Genomic DNA, 20,992 nt, shown 5'->3' on the forward strand with positions numbered 1-20,992 from the left:
CGCGAGCGCGGCGGGCAGCCGTCGCCGCGGCCGGGACAGCGCCCGGTCGGCCGGCCGGGTGGGAGGGATGCCCGGCCGGGCCGGCGCACGGTCGGCGGGGCGGGTGGGGGGTACGCCCACGGATGACTCCTCGGGGTGGTTCGGGGGTGGGCATCATCCTGCACCCCCGCGGCCTGCGGCGGCACTCCCGCCGGTCGGTGCGCTCCGGGCCGGTGGCCGGTCGCGGCGTAACATCGGTCCCCGGCCGTGCCGCTGTCCATGGGGTGGGTTTCGCTCGCCCCGCCCGCGCCGACTCCGGTCGTGTTGTGTGCGACCGTTGTCTGATACAGGATCAGCAGGGCATTCGGAAGGAGCCCCGACATCACCAGCGAACTCCCGCGTCTCGCGGCGGTGACCCGGCCGCACCGGGGCACCGGTCTGCCGGGTGCCCCCGTCGTGCCGCAGGCCGGGCTCGGGCACTACGCCCGCGTGCCGCCCGGCGAGCGGCTGCGGGTCCTGCTGGTCGAGGACGACGAGGGCGACGCCTTCCTGGTCGGCGAGCTGCTCGCCGAGACCAACTCGATGATCGACCTGCTGATCGCCACCAGTCTCAGCGAGGCCCGGCAGCGGGTGATGGGGGTCGACTGCGTCCTGCTCGACCTGGGTCTGCCCGACGCGCAGGGCCTGGACGGGCTGCGGCAGGTGCTGGATATGGCCAGCGGGGCGGCGGTCTGCGTGCTCACCGGCCGCTCCGACGAGCACCTGGGCATCGTCGCGGTTGCCGAGGGCGCGCAGGACTACCTGGTCAAGGGGCAGGTCGACGGGGTCCTGCTGACCCGGGCGCTGCGCTACGCGGTCGAGCGCAAGCGGGCCGACGAGAACGCCCGCCGGCTGCGCGAGGTGGAGCTGCGCCAGGCCGAGTCGGCGCGCCTGGAGCGCGGCCTGCTGCCCCAGCCGCTGATGACCACCGACCAGGTGTCGGTGCACACCTTCTACCGCCCCGGCCGGCACGCCGCGCTGATCGGCGGTGACTTCTACGACGTGGTGCAGACCAGGCCGGACCGGATCGACCTGATCGTCGGCGACGTCTGCGGCCACGGGGTGGACGAGGCCGCCCTCGGCGTCGAGCTGCGGGTCGCCTGGCGGGCCCTGGTCCTGGCCGGGGTGCCGGACGACGAGGTGCTGCCCGCGCTGGAGCAGGTGTTGATGAGTGAGCGCCGGCTCCAGGAGATCTTCGCCACGGTGGCCACGGCCCGGCTCGACCTGACCGCCGACCGGGCCACTGTGCGACTCGCCGGTCATCCGCCGCCGCTGCTGCTCAGCGGGGGTAAGGTCGCCCCGGTGCCGGCCAAGGGCGGTCTGCTGCTGGGCGTACGGCCGCGCCGACCCGTTGCCTTCGACCTGGAGTTCGACACCGATGACTGGTCCCTGCTGATGTACACCGACGGCCTCATCGAGGGTCGGGTGGGCACCGGTGACGACCGGCTGGACGTACCGGGACTGACCGACCTGCTCGCCGACCCCGCCAACCGCGCGGTGCCCCTGGCCGAGCTGCCCGCCTGGCTGGTCGGCCGGGCCGAGCAGCTCAACGGCGGCCCGCTCGCCGACGACGTGGCCATGCTGCTGGTCACCCGCGGCGGTGGCCGGTGAGCGCGAGGAGTGAGCCGGGTTTGCGAGCCCCGCAGTCGCGAACGGAGACTGTGCTGTGAGGGCGTACCAGCAGGGGTGGACCCTGCGGCGGCGGGTCGTCGCGCTGCTCGGCGTGGTGCTGGTGCTGCTGCTCGGGCTGGCCGCGGCCGAGGCGACCCTCGCTGCCAAGAACCGGCAGAACATCGACGCGGTGCTGCTCAAGACCGGCCCGCTGCGGGTCCAGGCGCAGGAGCTGATGAGCGCCCTGCTCGACCAGGAGACCGCCGTCCGCGGCTACGCGGTGAACGCCGACCGCAAGGACCTGGCGCCCTACCAGGCTGGTCTGGACCGGGAGCGGGACACCTCCGCCGAGATGCGGAAGCTGGCCGTCAACTACCCGGACGTGCTGCGCGCGCTGGGGGTCGTCGAGCAGCGGGCGGCGCAGTGGCGGTCCGGCGTCGCCGAGCCGGTGATCAGCACCACCGAACGCAGCGGCCCGTCCGCCGGCCAGGCGCTGATCACCGACCAGACCCGGCAGCAGTTCGACGGCATCCGGTCCGCGGTGAACGACCTCCAGGGCGAGATCGTGGAGGTCCGGCAGAGGACCGCCGACAAGGTCAACGCGACCAGCAACGTGCTGGTGGTGCTCCTGATCATCGCGGCCCTGGTCGTGGCGGTGGCCGGCGCGGTGCTGCTGCTCTCGCTGGACCGGATCCTGATCCGGCCGCTGGCCGACCTGGTCGGTCAGGTGCGCGAGGTCGCCTCGGGCGACTACCGGCACCGCATCGAGGGGTCCGGCCCGCCGGAGTTCCGCATGCTCGCCGACGACATCGACATCATGCGGCAGAAGATCGCCCGGGAGCTGGACGAGGTACGCGAGGCCCGCGAGCGCATCGAGTGGGTCAACAGCCAGCTCCAGAAGCAGGCCGAGGAGCTGACCCGCTCCAACCGCGACCTGGAGCAGTTCGCGTACGTCGCCTCGCACGACCTCCAGGAGCCGCTGCGCAAGGTGGCCAGCTTCTGCCAGCTCCTCCAGCGGCGCTACTCGGGTCAGCTCGACGAGCGGGCCGACCAGTACATCGCCTTCGCGGTGGACGGCGCGCAGCGGATGCAGCGGTTGATCAACGACCTGCTCGCGTTCTCCCGGATCGGCCGGCTCACCACCGGCTTCACCGAGGTCGACCTCAACAAGGTGATGGGCGACGTGGCCGGGCAGACCGAGGCGGCCCGGCAGTACGCCCACGCCGAGCTGACCTGGGACCGGTTGCCGGTGATCCGCGGCGAGGAGCCGCTGCTGACCAACCTGCTGGCCAACCTGGTCAGCAACTCGATCAAGTTCCGCCGGCCGGACGTGCCGCCGAGGGTGCACGTCTCCGCCCGGCTGGTCGACGACGAGTGGGAGATCAGCTGCCGGGACAACGGCATCGGGATCGAGCCGGAGTTCGCCGACAAGATCTTCGTGATCTTCCAGCGGCTGCACTCCAAGGACGCCTACCCGGGCACCGGCATCGGGCTGGCCATCGTCAAGAAGATCGCCGAGTACCACGGCGGCCGGGTCTGGGTGGACACCGACACCGCGGAGGGCACCACGATCCGGTTCACCCTCCCGGCCCTGCCCGAGGACGTCGAGGCGGCGCGGACGGTGGAGCCGGCCGGGGTGGAGGAGTCGACCGGGGACCTGGCGGCGACCGGGGACGGTGCCGAGGACGCCGCGGTGAGCGTGGCGCGGCAGCCGGACGGCGCGGGACGGGAAGAGATGCCCGAGGGGGCGGCCCGGGACGGTACAACGGGTGGCATGAAGGAGACGGTGGGATGACCGTGCCGGCGGACGGCAAGAGCCCGATCGAGGTCCTGCTCGTCGAGGACGACCCGGGCGACGTGCTGATGACCCAGGAGGCGTTCGACGAGCACAAGCTCCGCAATCGCCTCACGGTCGTCTCGGACGGGGTCGAGGCGCTGGCCTACCTGCGCCGCGAGGGCCAGTACGCCGACGCGGTGACCCCCGACCTGGTCCTGCTCGACCTGAACCTGCCGCGTCGGGACGGCCGGGAGGTGCTGGCGGAGATCAAGGAGGACGAGCAGCTCTGCCGGATCCCGGTCGTGGTGCTCACCACCTCCCAGGCCGACGAGGACATCCTGCGCAGCTACCAGCTGCACGCCAACGCCTACGTGACCAAGCCGGTGGACTTCGAGCGCTTCATCTCGGTGGTCCGCCAGATCGACGAGTTCTTCGTCAGCGTGGTCAAGCTGCCGCCGCGTGGCTGACCCGCTGTTGGACGAGGTCGGTGCGCTGCTGCGGGAGGCCGCGGCCGACGTCGTGGTGCCGCTGTTCCGCCGCCTCGACGACGCCGACATCTCCGAGAAGGCACCCGGTGAGGTGGTCACCGTCGCCGACCGCAAGGCCGAGGCGCTGATCTCGGCCGGGCTGCGCCGGCTGCGTCCCGATTCCGTGGTGGTCGGTGAGGAGGCGGTCGCCGAGGACCCGGCCCTGCTGCGGCACCTGCGAAGCGCCGGTGACGTCTGGCTGGTCGACCCGGTGGACGGCACCTCCAACTTCGCCGCCGGCCGGCGTCCGTTCGCCCTGATGGTGGCGCTGCTGACCGACGGAGTGCCGGCCGCCTCCTGGGTCTACGACCCGCTGGACGGCACGATGGCCACCTGCCGGGTGGGCCATGGCACCTGGTTGGACGGCACGCCGGTGCGCACGACCGGGCGGGAGCCGGTGGCCGGCGCGCTGCGCGGCACCGCCATGACGCGCTTCCTGCCCCCGGACTTCCGGCGCAGCGCGGAGGCGGGCGGCGAGCGGCTGGGCGAGCTGCTGCCCGGCCAGCACTGCGCCGGCCGGGAATATCTGGACGTGCTCACCGGCGCGCAGCAGTTCGTGCTCTTCTGGCGCACCCTGCCCTGGGACCACGCCCCGGGCACGCTGCTGGTCCGGGAGGCCGGCGGGGTGGCCCGCCGCTTCGACGGCACCGACTACCACCCGGCCGACGAGGGCCGGGGCCTGCTGGTCGCGGCCAGCGAGGAGATCTGGGACGAGGTCCGGGCCGCTCTGCTGGGCGGCTGAGGCTGAGCGTGCGGTCCGCGACGGCCCCGGCACGGTGCGTCGACGATCGGCGTCCGCCGAGGTCGGGGGCATGGTGGGGAGCGTACGGTCCGGTATCGTGACCGGCGGTCTCCGCCAGCAGGCCGCCGCCCGGCGCCGGTGGAGCCGCCGCCGCGCAAGGTCGACTCGGGGGGCCGGCGGTCGACGGAAGGACCTTCACGTGCCCAGGACCAGGCTCACCCGCCGGCGCGTCCGCCGGTCGTTGTTCGCCCTGCTCGCCGCGACGGCCCTGCTGCTGGGCGCCGGTCCCGCCCCCGCCGGGGCGGCCGCCGCCGCGCCGAACCCGACGGCCCCGAACGAGGGTGGCAGCAAGCAGCTCCGGGCGGCCCTGGAGGCGGCGGCGAAGGGCCACATCGAGGCCAAGAACCGGCTCGACAACTCCAAGCGCCGGCAGGTCGCGCTGACCGGCCAGCTCAAGCAGCTCGAGGTACGCCTGGTCGAGCTGACCGCGCAGGTCGGCGAGGTGGCCGGGCAGTCCTACCGGCTGGGCCGGTTGACCCCGGTGTCGATGCTGCTGGCCAGCTCCGACCCGGACGCGTTCCTCCAGCGGGCGGCCGAGCTGGACATGATGGCCCAGCGGGACAGCAAGCGCCTGCACGACCTCAACGAGGCGAAGGCCCAGGCGGCCGAGGCCAAGGTGGCCATCGACACCGAGGTCCGGGAGCAGCAGAAGCAGCTCGCCGTGCTGGCCAAGAAGAAGCGGGACGCCGAGGTGGCGCTCGCCAAGGTCAGCTCTGGCTCCGGCTCGGGTTTCAGCGGCGGCTCCTCGTCGGCCAAGCCGGCGCCGCGCAACCCGGACGGCTCGTGGCCGTCGGAGTCCTGCTCGGTGAACGACCCGACGCCCGCCGACGGCTGCATCACCCCGCGCACCCTGCACATGCTCCAGCAGGCCCAGGCGGCTGGCTACAAGCGCTACGCCTCCTGCCACCGCAGCGGCGGGGACGGCGAGCATCCCAAGGGCCGGGCCTGCGACTTCTCCGCCGCCGCCGGCGGCTTCGAGGACGTCTCCGCCACCGGCGGCGACAAGTCCTACGGGGACAGCCTCGCCAGCTGGGCCAAGAACAACGCGAGCCGGCTCGGCATCATGTATGTCATCTGGTACCGGCAGATCTGGATGCCGAACACCGGTTGGCGGGCGTACAGCGGGGGCGGCAGTCCCGCCGCGGACCACACAAACCATGTTCACATCTCGATGTATTGACCCGTTCCGCCGGGAACGCTGCGTAGCATCGCCACGGTGAGCAGCACATCGTCCGACGTCGTCGCGGAACCGGCGCCGAGCGCGCCGGTCCCGCCCCGGGCCCTGCCGAACGGGCTCGCCGCGTTCCTGGTCTTCCTCTCCAGCGGGGCGGTGCTGGTGCTGGAGACGGTCTCGCTCCGCCTGGTCGGCCCGTACGTCGGGGTGACCCTCCAGGTGACCAGCTCGGTGATCGGCATGGCGCTGGCCGCCATCGCGTACGGGGCGTGGATGGGTGGCTGGCTGGCCGACCGGCGGGATCCGCGCACCCTGCTCGCCCCGGCCCTGGTGCTGGCCGGCATCGCCACCGCGGTCACCCTGCCGGTGGTCCGGTACGCCGGTGAGGCGCTGCGCGGCGGGGCGGCGAGCGCGGTGCTCCTGCTGACCGCGCTGGCGGTGCTGCTGCCGGCGGCGCTGCTGGCCGGGGTCACGCCGCTGGTCGTGAAGCTCCAGCTCGCCGACCTGCGCCGCACCGGGCAGGTGGTCGGCCGGCTCTCCGGCATCGGCACCCTGGGCGGCATCACCGCCACCCTGGCCACCGGCTTCGTGCTGGTGGCGGCGCTGCCCAGCACCGTCATCGTGCTGGCGCTGGCCGGTGTGCTGGGGGTGACCGGGCTGGTGCTCGGGGCGTACCTGCGCCGGGGATCGGGGACGGGGCTGCCCGGTCCGACCCGGGCGAAGGCTGCCCTGGCGGTGCTCGGCCTGACCGGGGCCGGCCTCTCCGCGGTCGCCCCGAACCCGTGTGACGTGGAGACCGCGTACCACTGCGCCCGGGTCGAGGTGGACGGGCAGTGGACCCAGGGGCGGACGCTCTACCTCAACTCGGCCGAGCACTCGTACGTGGACCTGGCCGACCCGGCGCACCTGAAGTACGCGTACACGCAGTGGATCGGCCTGGTCGCGGACCTGGCCCGGCCGCCGAAGCAGCGGATGGACGCGCTGCATCTGGGCGGCGGCGGCTTCACCATGCCGCGCTACCTGGCCGCGACCCGGCCGGGCAGCGACAACCTGGTCTTCGAGATCGACGGCGGCCTGGTCGAGCTGGACCGGCGGGAGCTGGGCGTGCGCACCGGGCCGCAGTTGCGCGCCCGGGTGGGGGACGCGCGGGTGCTGCTCGGCGCCGAGCCCACCGACAGCCGCGACTTCATCGTCGGCGACGCGTTCGGTCACCTGGTGGTGCCCTGGCACCTGGCCACCCGGGAGATGGCCGCCGACATCCGCCGGGTGCTCCGCCCGGACGGGATCTACGTGCAGAACGTCATCGACTACCCGCCGGACCGGTTCATCCGGGCCGAGCTGGCCACCGTCGCGGCCGAGTTCCGCAACGTCGCGCTGATCGCACCGCCCGGCGCGATCGCCGGGCAGGCCGGCGCGAACTTCCTCATCCTCGCCTCGGACGCGCCGCTGCCGCTGGCCGGGATCCCGGCCCAGCTGCGGCTGCTCCCCGAGCCGGCCCGGCTGCTGGACGGGGACGAGCTGGCCGCGTTCGTGGGGGACGCGCTGGTGCTCACCGACGACTTCGCCCCGGTGGACCAGCTCCTGGCGACCGCCTGAACGGGTGACTTCGCTGACCGATTTCGACCCTTCAGGTGTACGAGGGCCAACCTCGGGCAACTGGACCGACCATGGGTGCAGCGGTCAGGAACGGCGCGCAACTGCTCGGTGAGCGGTACCGGCTGGTAGAGCAGCTCGGCGCGGGGGGCATGTCGGTCGTCTGGCGCGGCTACGACGAGGTGCTCGGCCGGCAGGTGGCGATCAAGGTGCTCGCCTCGCGGTTGGCGAGCGACAAGGCGTTCCGGCATCGGATCCGGATCGAGGCGCAGGCCGCCGCGCGGCTCTGCCACCCCAACATCACCAACGTGTACGACTACGGCGAGTCCGTGCAGGTCGGGCTGACCGTCCCGTACGTGGTGATGGAGCTGGTCGACGGCGGGCCGCTGAGCAGCCGGCTCGGGCGGGGCGGGCAGCTGCCGTGGCGGGAGGCGGTGACGATCGGCGCGGAGGTGGCGTCGGCGCTGGCCACCGCGCACGCCCGGGGCGTGGTGCACCGGGACGTGACCCCCGGCAACGTCATGCTCACCCCCACCGGGGTGAAGGTCGTCGACTTCGGCATCTCGGCGCTGGTGGGGGAGAGCGAGAAGGGCCCGGACGGGGCGCTGCTCGGCACGCCCGCCTACCTGGCTCCCGAGCGGCTGGACAACGGCCAGGTCTCCCCGGCCACCGACGTCTACGCGGTCGGCCTGCTGCTCTACCGGATGCTCACCGGCCGGCTGCCCTGGCAGGCCAGCACCACCACCCAGATGCTCCGTGCCCACATGTACAACGAGCCGGACCCGATGCCGCCGGTCGTGGGCCTCCCCGACGAGGTCGCCGAGCTGGTCCGGCGCTGCCTGGCGAAGCGCCCCGAGGACCGCCCGGCCACCGCCGAGGTGGCCCGTACGCTCGCCGAGGCCGCCGGGATCGCGGCGATCGTGCCGGTCTCGCCGGCGCTCGGCCAGTTCGACCCGGCGCTGATGGAGAACGCGGGCACCACCATCCTGCCCTGGTCCACGGCCACCGACGCGCTGCCCTTCTCGGCCGTCCGCACCCGTACCCGCCGGGCCACAGCCCGGCGCAAGGTGGAGGCCGGGGTGGCCGCGGCCGGCCTGATCGCGGTCACCGCGACCCTGTGGGGGGTGACCTCGAAGAGTCCGGCCAGCGGTGGGGTGGAGCCGACCGAGGCCCGGATGGGCCTGCCCGAGCCGATCCCGTGTGCCGTCGACTACGTGCTGCGCCGCGACTCCGGCAAGGACTTCACCGCGGACCTGACCCTCACCAACACCGGCACCCGCGAGCTGCGCGACTGGACCATGAGCTTCACCTTCCCCGGCAAGCAGACGGTCGGCACGGCCCAGCCGGCGGTACGCCAGCAGGGGAGCACGGTGCTGGTCCAGGCGCCGGCCACCGACGCCGCGCTGGCCCCGGGCGCCTCGAAGAAGGTCTCGCTGACCGGCAGCTACACCGGGGGCAACCCGCTGCCGGTGGCGTTCAAGGTCGGGGAGAGCACCTGCGGCGTGCAGGTGTCCGGCGTCGCCGGCTCGGCGCCGACGACACCGCCGCCCGCCAAGCCGCCCGCGAAGGCGCCCGCCAAGGCGCCCGCCAAGACCGTCGCGAAGAGCGGCGACACCGCCGGCAGGGCCAAGCCCGACAAGGCCGGCAAGGGCAAGGAGAGCGGTAAGGGAAAAGGCAGGTAGACCGGCCGAAGGGGGGTGGGCACGGCGGTAAGGGCAAGAAGTGACGGTCAGTCCAGCGCGGCGAACTGCTGCACCTGGCCGATCGTGCCTTCCACGATGAGCACGCTGTCCGGCTGGAGGACGGTGTCCGGGCCGGTGTAGTGGAACGGCTCGCCGGGGGGCTTCGCGCCGATGACCATCACCCCGTACCGGTCGGTCGGGGTGAGCTCGCGCAGCGACCGGCCGACCAGCGACGCGGGCACCCGGACCTTGGCGATGGCGAAGTCGCCGTCGAACTCGATGAAGTCGAGCAGCCGGCTGACGATCAGGTGCGCCACCCGTTCGCCGGTCTCCGCCTCCGGGAAGATGACGTGGTGGGCGCCCACCGACCTGAGGATCTTCGCGTGCTTCTCGGAGGTGGCGCGCGCCCAGATCTGCGGGATGCCCAACTCGGTCAGGGCCAGCACGGTGAGCACACTCGCCTCGACCGACTTGCCGATGGCCACCACCACCCGCCGGAAGTCCGCGACGCCCGTCTGGCGCAGCACGTTCTCCTCGGTGGTGTCCGCCTGCACCACCCGGTCCAGCCGGGACGCCCAGCGCTGCACCCGACCCTGCTCGTGGTCGATGGCGAGCACGTCCTGGTCGAGTTGCAGCAGTGAGCCGGCGAGCCGGGAGCCGAACCGGCCCAGACCGATCACCACGACGCTGTTGTCGTCCGTCCTCCTAGCCGACAATGGGTTGCTCCTCCGGGTAGCGGTACAGGTGTCGCCGGGTGTTCAACGCGATCGCGGACCCGAGGGTGAGCGGCCCGACCCGACCGATGAACATCAGCACGGTGAGCACGTACTGGCCGGGTCTCGACAGTTCCGGGGCGAGGCCGGTCGAGAGGCCCGTGGTGCTGAACGCGGAGGTCACCTCGAACAGCGCGGCGAAGTTGCGCACGTGCTCGGTGAACACGATCAGCAGGATTGTGCCGACGACGACGAGCGCCACGCTGAGCAGCGCCACGGTGAGCGCCTGACGCTGGCTGGCCGTGGCCACCCGCCGGCCACCCACGTTCACGTCCGGCTCGCCGCGCAGCTCGGCCCAGATCACGAAGGCGAGCAGGAAGAAGGTGGAGACCTTGATGCCGCCCGCGGTGCTGGCGCTGCCGCCGCCGATGAACATCAGCACGATGAGCAGCGGATAGCTCTCCTCGCTGAGCTTGTCGATGTTGATCACGTCGAAGCCGCCGGTGCGGCTCAACGCGATCTGGGTGAACGACGCCAGCACCTTGCCGCCCACGTCGTAGGTGCCGATGGTGGCCGGGTTGGTCCACTCGGCGAGTAGCAGGAATCCGAAGCCCAGCCCGATCAGCGCGACCGTGCCCCAGATGGTCAGCTTGGTGGCGACCGCCCAGCGGTGCGGCCTGCGCCACTCTCGGACGGCCTCGAACAGCGCCGGGAAGCCGAGCCCGCCGATGATCGCGCCGAGGCCCAGCGGCAGCCCGACCCAGGCGTCGCGGGAGAAGGCGACCAGGCCGTCCGAGTAGAGGGTGAAGCCGCCGTTGTTGAACGCCTGGACCGCGTGGAAGGTGGCGAACCAGAGCGCCCGCCCCGGTGGATAGTCGTAGACCAGCCAGAGCCGGCCGGTGATGACCGCGGTCATCACCGCCTCGGTGGCGAAGACCGTCGCGACGATCCGGACCAGCAGCCAGCGGACGTCGCCGAGACCGAACTCGGCGGTCTCGGCCTGCACCAGCAGCCGGTTGCGCAGGCCGAGCTGCCGGGAGACCACCAGGATCACCAGCGCCGCGACGGTCAGGATGCCCAGGCCGCCGAGCTGGGTCAGCACGGTGATCATGGCCAGTCCGAAGTCGTTCCAGTAGTTCGGCGTGTCGTTGACGGCGAGGCCGGTGACCGAGACCGCCGAGGTCGAGGTGAACAACGCGGTGACGAACGGGGTGTAGCGGCTCTCGCTGGTCGCCCAGGGCAGCATCAGCAGGACGGTGCCGAGCAGGATCACCGCCAGGAACCCGAACGGCACCAGCCGTACGGGGTTCCGGAGCAGGCGGCGCACCAGGTCATCTTCCGCCCGGAGATTCACCGGCAGGCCAGGAACCGACCAACTGCCGGCCAACCGGAACCGGTCTGCTGTGCGTACCCCTCGACGACAGGAGACGGCGTTGCGACGTACCCTTTCCGCCCTCGGCGTGGCCGGCGCGCTGCTCGCGGCGGCCGTGGTGGCCCCCGCGGTGGCCGCCCAGGCCGACCCGGAGCCCCGCGCCGAGCGGTCCCGCGCGGTCCAGTGGCCCATCGTGATCGGCCACCGCGGCGCCAGCGGCTACCGTCCGGAGCACACCCTGGAGGCCTACCGGCTGGCGATCCGCCAGGGCGCCGACTTCATCGAGCCGGACCTGGTCTCGACGAAGGACGGCGTGCTGGTCGCCCGGCACGAGAACGAGATCTCGGGCACCACCGACGTGGCCGCCCACCCGGAGTTCGCCGCCCGTAAGGCCACGAAGACCATCGACGGGGTCAAGGTCACCGGCTGGTTCACCGAGGACTTCACCCTGGCCGAGCTGAGGACGCTGCGCGCCAAGGAGCGGCTGCCCCAGGTGCGGGTGGCCAACACGGCCTTCGACGGCAGGTTCCCGGTGCCGACCTTCCAGGAGGTCATCGACCTGGCCCGCGCCGAGTCGAAGGCCCGGGGCCGGACCATCGGCGTCTACCCGGAGACCAAGCACCCCAGCTACTTCGCCTCGATCGGGCTGGCGCTGGAGGAGCCGCTGGTCGCCACGCTCAAGGCCAACAAGCTGACCCACCGCAACGACCCGGTCTTCGTGCAGAGCTTCGAGACGGCCAACCTGCGCAAGCTGGACCGGATGGTCGACGTGCGGCTGGTGCAGCTCATGGACGCCGCCGGCGCCCCCTACGACTTCACCGCCGCCGGTGACCCGCGCGGCTACGCCGACCTGGCCACCGCCGCCGGCCTGGCCTGGGTGGCGACCTACGCGGACGGCGTCGGCCTCAACAAGAACCTGATCGTGCCCCGGGACGCCGCCGGCAAGCTGCTCGCGCCGACCTCGGTGATCCGGGACGCGCACCGGGTGAAGCTGCTGGTGCATGCCTGGACCTTCCGGGCCGAGAACCAGTTCCTGCCGGTCGACTTCCGGATCGGCGCCGACCCGAACGCCCGCGGCGACATCACCGCCGAGTACGAGCTCTTCTTCGGCCTGGGCCTGGACGGCGCCTTCGCCGACCAGCCGGACACGGCCGTGGCGGCGCGCGCGGGACTCTGACCGGCGTCCGCGTGGGGTCGCGGTGACGTGGGGTGGCCGGCTGCGGCCGGTCACCCCACACGCCTTTCCCGGGGTACGTGGGCTGCCGGCCGTTCGCGCCCTCGCCGGGCACCGCCTCGTCGGCGCGGCCGGGCGTGGTCGGGCTCGCCGCTGCGAACTCCGACGACCGTCCACCATCCGAGGGATTTGCGTCAGCTTCGCGTAACATGTCCCATTAGTGGTCGTTTCGACCCGTGTCAAGGATTCACGACACGGGGGATGTACATGAGAAATACCTCTGCGCCAAGCAGGCGGGCGAGCATCGGAGCACGGGTGGCCGCCTTCGGGTTGCTGACCGGCGCCCTGCTGCTGGGTGGCACGCCGGCCCTGGCCGCCCAGACGATCAGCATCGACCCGGCGGACGTGCCGACGAGGGCGGCGGACGCCCCCCAGTTCTGCTATCCGGGCGGCGGGCCCTTCCCGGACGAGGAGACCTGGGTGTTCGACCTGTCCGGCGACCCGCAGACCAGCGGCGTCTTCCAGTCGCTGTCGACGACGTTCAGCACGACGGGCGGCACCGTCACGCGGGCGATCCCCGGCTCGCCGAACAGTGAGATCGTCGACTTCGAGGGCGTGAGCCGGGCCTTCATCCGGCTGCCGGCCCACTGGACGCTCACCGGCGCCACGGCGGTGATCTCCGGGACGGCAGAGAACTTCGTGCTCGCCCACACCTGCGCCGCCTCCGGTTCGACACCGGGCGACCCGGGCGATCCCGGAGATCCGGGCGACCCGGGGAACCCCGGCGATCCGGGCGGCCCGGGATACCCGAGAGACCCGCAGGTCAGCCTGTCGGTCGACAAGAAGGCCCGGGTCGAGTCCGACTGCCGTGAGCGGTGCGCGAACGACGGCTTCGCAGCCGAGGGCGACAAGATCTTCTACACCTACCGGGTCGCCAACACCGGAACCGTGAAGATCACTGACGTCTCTGTCGACGACCCGACCGCCGGTTATGTGGCCTGCAACAGCAGCACGCTCGCGCCGGGCACCAGCACGGACTGCCACGCCGTCCGTCCCCACGAGGTGGACTGGCGCGACGTCAAGAACGGCAAGGTGGAGAACACCGCGCGGGCCACCGGCCGGTACCGCTACCGGACCGTCGTCTCCGACCCGGTCACCGTCACGATCTGCATCCGGGACGGCAAGTTCGACCACCGCAAGCACGGCAAGGACGACAAGGACGACAAGGACGACAAGGACGACAAGGGTGGCTGGGACGGCAAGGGCGGCAAGCCCGAGCTGCCCGTCACCGGCGACAGCGTCGCCCAGACCTCCTACCTGGGTAGCGGCCTGCTGGCGGCCGGCGGCCTCCTGATCGGGCTCAGCCGGATGCGCCGGAAGGCGCACCTCCAGCTCTGACCCGTACCATCGCAGCGGCCCGGCGGAACACTCCGCCGGGCCGCCGCGCGTCCCCGGACCGATGGCGGGGCGCGACACAGCGGCGTCCCGCCCGGTGGTGCCGGCGGCCACCGGACGCGGGGCGGCGATCCACCGGTCGGGCGCGGTTGTAACGGCCGGCCACCCCACTCCGGTTACTTGTGTGTTTCGGCCACATAGCCCGTGCGTGACGTCACTTCTAGCGTGAGCCGACAACTGACACTTCCCCCTGTCCCCACCTGGAGTCGCAATGACGATCCGGCACACGCGACGGGTGTTCCTTTCCGCCGCCACGGTGATGGCGGCCGCGCTCGCGGCCACGGCCTGTGGCAGCCCGCAGGACACCGCCTCCGGCGGCGGCGACGCCGCACCGGTCAAGGTCGGCCTCGTATATTCCCAGTCCGGGCCGCTGGCCAGCTACGGCAAGCAGTACATCGAGGGCTTCAAGGCCGGTCTCGACTTCGCCACCAAGGGCACCGGCAAGGTCGGTGACCGGAAGGTCGAGCTGACCGAGGTCGACGACGCGGGCGACCCGGCGAAGGCGGTCTCCGCGGCCAAGGACCTGATCGGCAAGGGCACGAAGATCATCGCTGGCTCCACCTCGTCCGGCGTCGCCCTCCAGGTCGCCCCGATCGCGGCGCAGAACAAGGTGCTGTTCATCTCCGGCCCGGCCGCCACCGACGCGGTGACCGGCGCGAACAAGTACACCTTCCGCTCCGGCCGGCAGTCGTACCAGGACGTGGTGACCGCCAAGTCGTTCATCGGCGACGCCGCCGGCAAGAAGGTGGTCGTCTTCGCCCAGGACGGCGCCTTCGGTGACGCGAACGAGGCCGCCGTCAAGGCCGTGATCGGCGGCGCCGGCGCGACCGTGAGCAGCGTCCGGGCCCCGGCCAGCGCGACCGAGTTCACCCCGTTCGCCAGCCAGATCAAGGCCGCCAAGCCGGACCTGCTCTTCGTCGCCTGGGCCGGCACCACCGCCCCGGCCATGTGGCAGACCCTCGACCAGCAGGGCGTGCTGTCCTCCACCACGGTCGTCACCGGCCTGGACATCCGCGCCTCCTGGCCCACCTTCGGCGCGGCCGGCAGCAAGATCTCCTTCCTGTCGCACTACTTCGACGGGGCCAGCGACACCGAGGCCGCCAAGGCCGCCAAGGCCAAGATCCCGGGCGGCACGCTCGACCTGTTCCACCCGGACGGCTTCGCCGCCGCCCAGATGGTCGTGCGCGCCGTGCAGGAGGGCGGCGACGACGTGGACAAGATGATTAAGGCGTTGGAGGGCTGGCAGTTCGACGGCGTCAAGGGCAAGATGACGATCCGCGCCGAGGACCACGCGCTGCTCCAGCCGATGTACCAGGCGAAGCTCTCCGGCAGCGGCACCGCCTTCACGGCGGCGGCGCAGAAGACTCTGACCGGTGACGAGAGCGCGCCGCCGGTCGCGCAGATGAAGGGCTGACCAGTGCTCGCCACCCGCGGTCTGACCTGGCGGATCGGTGAGGTCGCCATCGTCGACTCCGTCTACCTCGACCTCGCGCCCGGGGAGTTCCTCGGCGTGATCGGGCCGAACGGCGCCGGCAAGACCTCCCTGTTCAACCTGATCACCGGCCTGCGCCGGCCCACCGAGGGACGGATCCTGCTGGACGGGGCGGACGTCACCGAACTCCCTCCGCACCGGCGGGCCCGGCTCGGCCTGGGGCGCACCTTCCAGGCGTCCTCGGTCTTCGGTTCGCTGACGGTGCGGGAGAACGTCCGGCTCGCCGTACAGGCGCACCGGGGTGGCTCGATGAAGCTGTGGCGGCGGGCGGCGGCCGACCGGGAGGTGGCCGCCGCCGCCGACGCGGCGCTCGACCGGGTCGGCCTGCACCACCGGGGTACGGCGCTGGCCGGCACCCTGGCCCACGGCGAGAAGCGCAAGCTGGAGATCGCCCTGCTGCTCGCCGCGGAGCCCCGGGTGATGCTGCTGGACGAGCCGATGGCCGGGGTGAGCGCCGAGGACGTGCCCGAGCTGGTCGGCGTGATCAGGTCGCTGACCGGGGACAGCGGCCGGTCGGTGCTCATGGTGGAGCACCACATGGACGTGATCCTGGAGCTGGCCGACCGGATCGCCGTGATGCACCACGGCGCGCTGCTCGCCTGCGACACCCCGGACACGGTGATGGCCAACGCCACCGTGCAGGAGGCGTACCTGGGGGAGTCGCTGTGAGCGCGAGGAGTGAGCCGGGCCTGCGAGCCCCGCAGTCGCGAACGGAGGCAGCGCAGTGACCGAACCTGTCCTCAGCGTCGAGAACCTGTCCGTGCGGATCGCCGGGCTGCACATCCTCCAAAGGGTGTCGTTCGAGGTCGCGCCGACCGGGGTGACCGTGCTGCTCGGCCGCAACGGCGTCGGCAAGACCACCACGCTGCGCGCGATCGTCGGACTCACCCCGCGCAACGGCGAGGTCCGGGGCACGGTCCGGATGGGCGCGCGCAGCCTGCTGGCCCGCCCCACCCACCGTCTGGTCCGCGACGGCCTCGGCTACGTGCCGGAGGACCGCTGCGTCTTCGCCGGGCTCACCGTCACGGAGAACCTGCGGCTGGCCGAGCGGCGGGGCACCGCCCCGGCGTACGACAAGGTCTATGCCCTCTTCCCGGAGCTGGACCGGCGCGGACGGCAACGGGCCGGCTCGCTCTCCGGCGGGCAGCAGCAGATGCTCGCGATCGGCCGGGTGCTGCTCAACGACAACCGGCTGCTGCTGGTCGACGAGCCGACCAAGGGGTTGGCGCCGAAGGTGGTGACCGAGGTGGCCGAGGTGCTGGAACGGGTCGCGGAAACCGTGCCGGTGCTGCTGGTCGAGCAGAACCTGGCCGTGGTGCGGCGGCTGGCGAAGGATGCCGTCGTGCTCTCCGCCGGCCGGGTCGCCTGGACCGGCGACGCGCACGACCTGCTGCGGGAGACCGCGCTGACCAAGTCGCTGCTGGGCGTCGGTTCCGGGGAGGTCCACGCGTGAGCACGGTGATCCTGTTGGCCCTGACCGGGCTCGGTCTGGCCGCGCTCTACTTCCTGGTCGCCTCCGGCCTCTCCCTGGTCTTCGGCCTGGCCGACGTGCTCAACTTCGCACACGGCCTCTTCCTCGGCGTCGGGGCGTACGCGACCTGGTGGGCGGCGGGCAACCTGCCCGGGGCGGGCCCGGACGGCCTCGGGTTCCTGGTGGCGGTCGCCTTTGGCGTGCTCGCCGGGGCGGTGGTCGCGGTGCTGGTCGAGCTGGTGCTGATCCGGCCGCTCTACTCCCGCACCATCGAGCAGGTGCTGGTCACCGTCGGCCTGTCGCTGGCCGGGGTGGCGCTGCTCCAGGCCACCTGGGGCGCCGACGCGCGGCCGTTCCCGCGCCCCGGCTGGACCCGGGACGTGACCTCGGTGCTCGGCGCCCAGGTGCCGAACGCCGGGCTGCTGCTGATCGTCGCCGCCGCGGTGGTGCTCGGCGCGCTGCTCGCCTTCCTCCGGTTCACCCGGTACGGCCTGATCATCCGGGCCGGCGTGGAGAACCGGGAGATGGTGACCGCGCTCGGCATCGACGTGCGCAAGGCGTTCACCCTGGTCTTCGCGATCGGCGGGGCGGCCGCCGCGCTGGCCGGCGCGCTCGGCTCGGTCTACTTCGGCACCGTCTCGCCCGGACAGGGCGGCTCGCTGCTGATCTTCGCGTTCATCGTGGTGGTGATCGGCGGCATGGGCTCGGTGGTCGGGTCCGCGTACGCGGCGGTCGCGGTGGGGCTGCTGCAACAGTTCGTCAACTACTACGGCACGTCCGGGCTGGGTGACCTCTGCGTGGTCGGCCTGCTCGCCGTGGTGCTGCTGCTGCGTCCGCAGGGCCTGGCCGGAAAGGTGGCTCACGCATGACCGAGGTCAAGAGTCCGGAGGTGGCGGCGCCACCCGCGGCGGTGCCCGACGAGCTGACCCCCGGCCACGCCCGCTGGCACGGCCTGCGCCCGTACGCGCCGCTGGTGGCCCTGGTGGTGGCCGCGATCGTGCCGTACTCCACGGTCAACCTGCCGGGCATCTTCGAGGGGCCGCTGAACTCGCCCGGCACCCTGCAACTGCTCGCCATCTGCCTGGTCTTCGGCGGCCTGGCGGCCGGCTACGACCTGCTCTTCGGGCGGACCGGGATGCTCTCCTTCGGGCACGCCCTCTACTTCGCCGCCGGCGTGTACGGCACCGACGTGCTGGTCACCCGGGCCGGGCTGCCGCTCTGGCAGGCCGCCCTGCTGACGGTCACCGGCGGGACGATCCTCGCCGCGCTGCTCGGCGCGGTGGCGCTGCGCACGGTCGGCATCGCGTTCGCCATGGTGACGCTCGCCTTCGCCCAGGTCGGGGCGATCCTGGTGGCCCGGGACTTCGGCGGGCTCACCGGCGGCGAGGAAGGGCTGCCGCTGGACGTCTCCGGGCTGCCGGCCGCGCTGGTCGGGGTCACCAACACGGTGAACCTCTACTGGCTGGCACTGGCGTACCTGGCCCTGGTGGTCCTCGTGGTGCACCGGGTGAGCGGCTCGCCGACCGGGCGGGTGCTGGCCGGGCTGCGTGACGACGAGCGGCGGATCGGGGTGCTGGGGCTCGACCCGTACCGGTTCAAGCTGGTCGCATTCACCCTGGCCGGCGGCCTGGCCACGGCCGGCGGGGTGGTCTACTGCCTGATCGTCGGCGGCGCCAGCCCGCACGTGACGTCGAGCGAGCTGACCCTGTCGCTGCTGGTCATGGTGGTGCTCGGTGGCCCCGGCACCCGCTGGGGCCCGGTGCTCGGCGGCATCCTCTACATGTACCTGGACCACCGCCTCACCGCCTTCGGCACCAGCGACGCGGTCAACAACCTCCCGGCGGTCCTCAGCTACCCCCTGTCCCAGCCCCTGTTCGTCCTGGGCACGGTGTTCATCCTGGCGGTGTACTTCTTCCCCGGCGGCCTGGCCAGCCTCCGCACCCGCCTGCACCCCCTCCTGGCCGCCCTCCGTCGCCGCTGACCCCTGTTGATCATGAAGTTATTGTCACGACACGTCGTGGTCAGCCCCGGGTACGTGGCCGAGACCGAGTTCTTCGGCGGCCGGATGACCCCGGAGGGGCACGCCAAGCGGGTGGCCGCCACCCTGGTCGGCCGGGCCGGGGTGCCGGACGACATCGCGGCTGCCGTCCGCTACCTGGTCGGCCCGTCCGCCGGCCACGTCACCGGCCAGGTGCTCGGCGTCAACGGCGGCTCCGTCCTCGGCCGCTGAGACGCGGAAGGGCGGCGGCCCCCCGTGCGGCCGCCGCCCTCCTCTCGTCGCTGATCAGCCGTTCAGCAGCTCGTACGCCGACGCGGGCGCCTTCTGCACCTCGTCGCCGGTGGGCACGGTGAGCTTCGGCGCCTTGCCGAAGTCGTAGTACCGGGTGACCAGCTTCATGGCCTTCTGCTTGCCGGCGGCCGGGACCTCCAGCGTGAGCGAGGTGAGATTCCCGTCCGCGCCGACGACCGCGGTGAACGGCACCTTCTTCGCCGCCTCGCCCAGCGCCGCCACGTCGACCGCGTCGAACGCGCTCTGCACGTCGGCGTTGTCGGTCAGGTCGGCGAAGCCGGTGTAGGTCCCGTTGCCCTTGTCCTCGACCGTGTCCGAGGTCCGGATGATCGCGGCGGTGTTGGCCGGGTCGGCCCCCTGGTAGACCGGCGCCTCCGACCCGTCGGTCAGCCTGGTGCGGTCCAGCGCCATCCAGCGCTTCGGCAGCTTCAGCATGTCGTGCAGGCCCGGCATGCCCGTCAGCTTGACCCGCATCCAGAGGTCCTTTTCGATCACCCGGAACGTCATGTTCATGGTGAACTCCGGGTCGTCGTTCTTCTGCGACATGCCCAGTTCCATGGCGTGCGCCGCCGGGTCCACCACCCCCGTGAACTTGTCGGCGCCGTCCAGGGTGGAGAAGCGGAACGCCGGGTCCTTCTCGTCCGGCACGGCGGCCAGGAGCGTGGCCTTCGGGTCGGCCGGCGCCGAGGCGCCAGGGGTGGATCCGGTGCCCTCGGAGGCGCCGTCGCCGGTGCCGCATCCCGCGGACAGGGCGGTGGCGGCCAGCACGGCGGTCGCGAGGGCCGCGACCCGCCGGAACGTCGCGGCGGTGCCGGTACGCTGCGTCATCTTCGTTGGACTCACTTTCCCAGTTGGCTGTTGCACCGGGATTCTGGCAGGCCGCCACGGCCGTCCCGCTGCCGTTATGCTGCCGTCCGACTGCCGTGGGCCGCCGCGGCGGGCGGCCGGGGGGTACAGGAGCGGAAACTCGCATGTCAGAGGCGTTGCGCTTCGAGATCCTCGGCCCGCAACGGGCCTGGTACGCGGACCGCCCGCTCGACCTCGGCCCCGGCAAGCAGCGGGCCGTGCTGGCCGTGCTGCTGCTCGCCGCGGGCCGTCCCGTACCGACCGGGCAGATCGTCGACGCGGTGTGGCCCGAGGAGCCCCCGGCGAACGGCCCGAACGTGGTGCAGAAGTACGTGGCCGGGCTGCGCCGGGTGCTCGAACCCGGCCGGTCGCCGCGTACGCCGGCGCAGGTGCTGACCCTCACCGACGCCGGGTACCTGCTGCGGATCCCGCCGGAGGCGGTGGACGCGGTCCGCTTCGAGCGGGGGGTGCGGCGGGCCCGGCAGTGGCAGGCGGCCGGGCGTACCGAGGACGCGCTGGCCGAGGTGACCGCCGCCCTGGAGCGGTGGCAGGGGGAGCCGTTCACCGGGTTCACCGGCGCGTACTTCGACGCCGCCCGGCACCGGCTGGTGGAGCTGCGGGCCGTCGCCCTGGAGACGCGTACCGAGCTGGAGCTGGCCAGCGGCCGGCACGGCGAGCTGGTCGGCCGGCTGGTCGAGCTGGTGGCCGAGTTCCCGGTCCGCGAGCGGCTGCGCCACCAGCTCATGCTGGCGCTGCACCGTGGCGGCCGCCAGGCCGAGGCGCTGGCCGCCTACCGGGACTTCGCCGACCTGCTCCGCGAGGAGTACGGCATCGAGCCCGGCGAGGCCCTCCAGGACCTGCACCGGCGGATCCTCCGCTCCGACCCCACCTTGACCCCGCCCGCGCCACCGGTGTCGCCCACCCCGCCGGCCCCGTCCACCCCGCCGGCCCCGTCCGCCCCGCCGGCCCCGTCCGGCCCGCCGACCCCGTCCGGC

At 72.6% G+C, this 20,992-nt stretch carries 17 protein-coding genes and 2 pseudogenes; 16 read left to right on the forward strand and 3 right to left on the reverse strand.

Going from position 1 to position 20,992, the window contains the following annotated elements; translation table 11 throughout:
• Positions 1 to 390: 390 nt before the first annotated feature.
• The 7 genes and pseudogenes from B0E53_RS16515 (at position 391) to B0E53_RS16545 (ending at position 9,184) form a co-directional block, all read left to right on the forward strand.
• Positions 391 to 1,629 (forward strand): fused response regulator/phosphatase, encoded by a 1,239-nt coding sequence (locus B0E53_RS16515; RefSeq protein WP_246835438.1) that lies wholly within the window; start codon positions 391 to 393, stop codon positions 1,627 to 1,629.
• Positions 1,630 to 1,711: 82 nt separating this feature from the next.
• Positions 1,712 to 3,424 (forward strand): annotated as a pseudogene (locus B0E53_RS16520) (ATP-binding protein).
• Entirely contained in the window at positions 3,421 to 3,873 is a 453-nt protein-coding gene (locus B0E53_RS16525) for a response regulator (protein ID WP_107076884.1), read from the forward strand. Before B0E53_RS16520 ends, B0E53_RS16525 begins: the two are co-directional and overlap by 4 nt.
• On the forward strand, positions 3,866 to 4,675 hold the full coding sequence (locus B0E53_RS16530; RefSeq protein ID WP_107076885.1) for an inositol monophosphatase family protein: 810 nt from the start codon (positions 3,866 to 3,868) through the stop codon (positions 4,673 to 4,675). Before B0E53_RS16525 ends, B0E53_RS16530 begins: the two co-directional genes overlap by 8 nt.
• A gap of 199 nt (positions 4,676 to 4,874) precedes the next feature.
• Complete coding sequence (locus tag B0E53_RS16535) at positions 4,875 to 5,915, forward strand: hypothetical protein (RefSeq protein ID WP_107076886.1); 1,041 nt, start codon at positions 4,875 to 4,877, stop codon at positions 5,913 to 5,915.
• 36 nt (positions 5,916 to 5,951) lie between these two features.
• Positions 5,952 to 7,505, forward strand: a complete 1,554-nt coding sequence (locus tag B0E53_RS16540) for a fused MFS/spermidine synthase (RefSeq protein WP_107076887.1) — start codon at positions 5,952 to 5,954, stop codon at positions 7,503 to 7,505.
• Positions 7,506 to 7,576: 71 nt separating this feature from the next.
• On the forward strand, positions 7,577 to 9,184 hold the full coding sequence (locus B0E53_RS16545) for a serine/threonine-protein kinase (RefSeq protein WP_107076888.1): 1,608 nt from the start codon (positions 7,577 to 7,579) through the stop codon (positions 9,182 to 9,184).
• A gap of 47 nt (positions 9,185 to 9,231) precedes the next feature.
• On the opposite strand, the gene B0E53_RS16550 is transcribed toward B0E53_RS16545, so the two are convergent.
• The gene (locus B0E53_RS16550; RefSeq protein WP_107076889.1) at positions 9,232 to 9,900 is read right to left on the reverse strand and encodes a TrkA family potassium uptake protein; all 669 of its coding nucleotides are present in this window, start codon (positions 9,898 to 9,900) and stop codon (positions 9,232 to 9,234) included.
• Positions 9,890 to 11,224: a potassium transporter TrkG gene (locus tag B0E53_RS16555; RefSeq protein WP_107076890.1), complete on the reverse strand. Its 1,335-nt coding sequence runs from the start codon at positions 11,222 to 11,224 to the stop codon at positions 9,890 to 9,892. Before B0E53_RS16555 ends, B0E53_RS16550 begins: the two co-directional genes overlap by 11 nt.
• A gap of 106 nt (positions 11,225 to 11,330) precedes the next feature.
• Between B0E53_RS16555 and B0E53_RS16560 the strand changes: the two genes are divergently transcribed.
• The 8 genes and pseudogenes from B0E53_RS16560 to B0E53_RS16595 form a co-directional block, all read left to right on the forward strand.
• On the forward strand, positions 11,331 to 12,446 hold the full coding sequence (locus tag B0E53_RS16560; protein ID WP_107076891.1) for a glycerophosphodiester phosphodiesterase: 1,116 nt from the start codon (positions 11,331 to 11,333) through the stop codon (positions 12,444 to 12,446).
• Positions 12,447 to 12,758: 312 nt separating this feature from the next.
• On the forward strand, positions 12,759 to 13,841 hold the full coding sequence (locus B0E53_RS16565; RefSeq protein ID WP_107076892.1) for a hypothetical protein: 1,083 nt from the start codon (positions 12,759 to 12,761) through the stop codon (positions 13,839 to 13,841).
• Between the two features lie 268 nt (positions 13,842 to 14,109).
• On the forward strand, positions 14,110 to 15,312 hold the full coding sequence (locus tag B0E53_RS16570) for a substrate-binding domain-containing protein (RefSeq protein ID WP_107076893.1): 1,203 nt from the start codon (positions 14,110 to 14,112) through the stop codon (positions 15,310 to 15,312).
• 3 nt (positions 15,313 to 15,315) lie between these two features.
• Positions 15,316 to 16,059 carry an ABC transporter ATP-binding protein gene (locus B0E53_RS16575; RefSeq protein ID WP_107076894.1) on the forward strand — a complete coding sequence of 248 codons (744 nt, stop codon included), beginning with the start codon at positions 15,316 to 15,318 and terminating at the stop codon, positions 16,057 to 16,059.
• A gap of 55 nt (positions 16,060 to 16,114) precedes the next feature.
• The gene (locus B0E53_RS16580) at positions 16,115 to 16,843 is read left to right on the forward strand and encodes an ABC transporter ATP-binding protein (RefSeq protein WP_107076895.1); all 729 of its coding nucleotides are present in this window, start codon (positions 16,115 to 16,117) and stop codon (positions 16,841 to 16,843) included.
• Complete coding sequence (locus B0E53_RS16585) at positions 16,840 to 17,730, forward strand: branched-chain amino acid ABC transporter permease (protein ID WP_107076896.1); 891 nt, start codon at positions 16,840 to 16,842, stop codon at positions 17,728 to 17,730. Before B0E53_RS16580 ends, B0E53_RS16585 begins: the two co-directional genes overlap by 4 nt.
• Positions 17,727 to 18,842, forward strand: a complete 1,116-nt coding sequence (locus B0E53_RS16590) for a branched-chain amino acid ABC transporter permease (protein ID WP_107076897.1) — start codon at positions 17,727 to 17,729, stop codon at positions 18,840 to 18,842. The genes B0E53_RS16585 and B0E53_RS16590 overlap by 4 nt, the downstream gene beginning before the upstream one ends.
• Positions 18,843 to 18,863: 21 nt before the next feature.
• Positions 18,864 to 19,091 (forward strand): annotated as a pseudogene (locus B0E53_RS16595) (SDR family oxidoreductase); the annotation flags it as partial.
• Positions 19,092 to 19,145: 54 nt separating this feature from the next.
• Here B0E53_RS16595 and B0E53_RS16600 read toward each other — a convergent pair.
• Positions 19,146 to 19,979: a hypothetical protein gene (locus B0E53_RS16600; RefSeq protein WP_107076898.1), complete on the reverse strand. Its 834-nt coding sequence runs from the start codon at positions 19,977 to 19,979 to the stop codon at positions 19,146 to 19,148.
• A 143-nt stretch (positions 19,980 to 20,122) separates the two neighbouring features.
• On the opposite strand from B0E53_RS16600, the gene B0E53_RS16605 reads away from it, so the two are divergent.
• Positions 20,123 to 20,992, forward strand: an 870-nt coding sequence (locus B0E53_RS16605; protein WP_146167686.1) for an AfsR/SARP family transcriptional regulator, incomplete at its 3' end; no start/stop codon positions are given.

Origin of the sequence: Micromonospora sp. MH33, assembly GCF_003013775.1 — a bacterium.
In the GTDB taxonomy this organism is placed as follows: domain Bacteria; phylum Actinomycetota; class Actinomycetes; order Mycobacteriales; family Micromonosporaceae; genus Micromonospora; species Micromonospora fulviviridis.

What these genes read in the sequence shown, in the direction of transcription:
- B0E53_RS16525 (WP_107076884.1), top strand. Translation starts at nt 3,421, where the DNA reads ATGACCGTGCCGGCGGACGGCAAGAGCCCGATCGAGGTCCTGCTCGTC.
- B0E53_RS16600 (WP_107076898.1), bottom strand. Translation starts at nt 19,979, where the DNA reads ATGACGCAGCGTACCGGCACCGCCGCGACGTTCCGGCGGGTCGCGGCC.
- B0E53_RS16570 (WP_107076893.1), top strand. Translation starts at nt 14,110, where the DNA reads ATGACGATCCGGCACACGCGACGGGTGTTCCTTTCCGCCGCCACGGTG.
- B0E53_RS16545 (WP_107076888.1), top strand. Translation starts at nt 7,577, where the DNA reads ATGGGTGCAGCGGTCAGGAACGGCGCGCAACTGCTCGGTGAGCGGTAC.
- B0E53_RS16590 (WP_107076897.1), top strand. Translation starts at nt 17,727, where the DNA reads ATGACCGAGGTCAAGAGTCCGGAGGTGGCGGCGCCACCCGCGGCGGTG.